General features: G+C 61.4%; 1 protein-coding gene. It reads left to right on the top strand.

Translation table 11 applies throughout. The annotated features are described in order from the left end of the window. Nucleotides 1-1,070: 1,070 nt before the first annotated feature. On the top strand, nt 1,071-3,073 hold a 2,003-nt coding region (locus OHD58_RS30300; protein ID WP_263807287.1), incomplete at its 3' end, for a DUF1601 domain-containing protein.

The raw sequence follows: 3,073 nt of genomic DNA, 5'->3' as shown, positions 1-3,073 counted from the left end.
CGCTCGCGCTGCGCTATGCCAAAGGCTCCGCGCCAGCGCCCGTCGCTTCACCCGCCCAGCAGGGCACAACCCACGCCCGAAACGAACTCAAAACTGGATAGAAACTGGGGGCAAGGTCACATGTTCTGCGCGCTTCGATTCCATTTGGGGCCGCCGGCTAACAAACTTTCCTTCACGCAAAACGCGCCCTTACCGCACCGCTCAGCGCCGGCTATCCGGCGCGTCTCGCCGGTAACGTCCAATACGGTATCCTACTCTGACTTCCATGTTCGCGCGCTCCAATCTGAGCCCATACTGCCACGGCCAATTTGGTGACCATGTATTTCGCCGAAATCGAGGTTCGGGCTGACCGCAAGTCAGGCTTCCGTCAGATACCACGACTATGTTGAAGCCTGACAATTTCCAGAAGCGAATGACTGTGCGCGATTGCATTCTCGTTTGCAGCGGGGCGGACCATGACAGGCATCGGTCGACGTGGCAGTTCGTACCATTCGGACTTCAGAGCCGACGACGCCGAGGACATAGATGGGTCGCGCGGTCCAGCCTCTGGACAAGGCGGACAGCTGTTCAGTTCTGCGATAGAGCGGATGCGCCCCGAGCATGAAGATCCTGGGGGTGGTTCTGTTCGCACTGGGATGCGCGCCCGTAATGTCCTGCACGATACCTCTGCTGATCCCTGGGCTGGCGCGCCCGGTCGGGAAGAGAGCTCGTTGCGTTCAGGTGGCGAATCTTGGCGTCGCGATCGGGCCGCCGGAAGCTGGCAGCCAGGAGCGCTCCCGCCCCAGCGACAATTTCGTGGCGCGCCCAGTCGGGAAGAACGCTCGTCGCGTTCAGATGGCGAATCTTGGCGCGGCGATCAGGCCGAAAGCTGGCAATCAGGGGCGCTCCCGCCGGCCAGGCAATTCGCGAGCGACCTGGATACTGGAAGAAAGCGGCGTAGAGACGACGAAGCCGCGCAGAGCGTCCACATCGGCTTTGAGCGGCGTCATCCACGCTGTTCGGACGAGTTTCATGCTGCACTAAGAGGGATTGGCAACGCGCGCGCCATCGGTGGATTCTCAAAGGAGGTGGTGAAGTACTCCAAGCGCCTGCGAATGCCGGATCAAGCAACGTTCCTGCAAGAGGCCGCCTCCAATTTTGAAAGAAAATTTGTCAAGCGCATGAAGGAAGACATCGGCGCGCGACAATCATGGGGGTATGCCACGACATGCAACGCGGTGAGCCGGGAGGCTGGCGGTCGGGACGGTATGGAAGCTTGCAGGGTCGTTGCAGCTCAGATTTCGCAGTTTGATCTCGCGCTAATGAAGAAGATCGAACCCAGAGCGCTTTCGCTCTTTGCATCATCATTCGGTCGGGACCCATTGTCGACGAGATGTCGCAATGGAACGATCAGAATCGCCCAAAGTTGTCACGATCGAAGCGGAGCACTTGAGCATCTGAGCGGTCAAGATCTATCCTTGCTGGCAAACGGTTTCAGCAAGTGGCCGCAAGAGGCCGATTGTCGCCAGGCCGCAGTTGCGGTCGCCGGTGAGGTTCGTCGCCGCGCCGATCGAGACGTCGGGCGCTCCGGCTTTGTTCCGCGGGATCTGTCGAGCTTCGCGAATGCATTCAGCAAGTGGCCGCAAGAGGCGAACTTTCGCGATGCCATAGTTGCGATCGCCGGTGAGGTTGTCCGCCGCGCCGACCGTCAGACCGCCCGGCTCCCTGGTTTTAATCCGCAGGAAATGGCGAACCTCGTGAACGGCTTCAGCAAATGGCCACAAGAGGCGGCCTCCCGCGATGCTATAGTAGCGATCGCTGGCGATGTCAGTCGCCGCGCCGACCGTCACACCGCCCGGCTCCCTGGTTTTAATCCGCAGGAAATGGCGAACCTGGTAAACGGCTTCAGCAAGTGGCCGGAAGTGGCGGAGTGTCGCCACGCCACGGTCGCGATCGTCGGTGAGATACGTCATCGCCGGCTTTTAGATTTTACTCAGCAGGAACTGGCGAACCTGGTGAACGGTTTCAGCAAGTGGCCAGAAGCGGCAGAGTGTCGCCAGGCCACGGTCGCGATCGCAGGCCATGTGTTTCGCCGCGTCCACAAGCTGTCTGAATTTGCTCCGCAGGGACTGGCGAACCTGGTGAACGGCTTCGGCAAATGGCCGGAAGCGTCCGAGTGTCGCCAGGCTATAGTCGCGATCGCCGGTGAGATCCGTGGCCGCGCCGGCCGGCTCTCTGGCTTTACTCAGCAGCACCTGTCGAATCTGGTGAATGCGTTCAGCAAGTGGCCGGAAGCATCCAACTGTCGCGACGCCACGGTCGCAATCGCCAATGAGGTCCGTTGCCGCGCCGGTGGGCAATCTGATTTTACGCCGCAGGGACTGGCGAACCTGGTAAACGGCCTCAGCAAATGGCCGGAACGGGCGCAGTGCCGCCAAGCCGCGGTCGCGCTCGGCGTGGGGCTCCTTGGCCGTGCCGACCGCGCCGATGGGCTGTCTGGTTTTACTCAGCAGGAGCTGGCGAACCTGGCGAACGGTTTCAGCAAATGGTCTGACGGGACCGACTGTCGCGATGCCACGGTCGCGATCGCCGGTGAGGTGCTTAGCCGCGCCGATCGCGCCGACGGGCTGTCTGATTTTACTTCGCAGGGACTGGCGAACCTGGTGAACGGCTTCAGCAAATGGCTCGACGGGACCCACTGTCGCGATGCCACGGTCGCGATCGCCGGTGAGATGCTTCGCCGCGCCGACCAACTCTCTGAATTTACTCCCCAGGACATGGCGAACCTGTCAAACGGGTTCAGCAGGTGGCCGGAAGAAGCGGCGTGCCACCAGGCGATAATGAACATTGCGCACAGACTGGGCTCTGGAGGCCTGCGCTTCGCGGCGTTCACCACACCTGCGCTCAGCACGATCGCCAATGATCTGGCGCGGGAATGCAAGAGGGGAGAGGGCAGCGGAGAGATTACAGAGACTGCCCTGCTGAGGGATAGGCTGCATCAGCTGGCCCATCACCTCCACTATGCCACTGATCGGCTGGAGCGGGCCGACGCTCTGGGCATCACGAACATCTTCAGGGCGCTGGCCAAGGCCCG

This window comes from Mesorhizobium sp. ZC-5 (assembly GCF_025753855.1).
GTDB lineage: Bacteria > Pseudomonadota > Alphaproteobacteria > Rhizobiales > Rhizobiaceae > Neomesorhizobium.
This window is presented reverse-complemented; position numbering and strand designations above follow the sequence as displayed.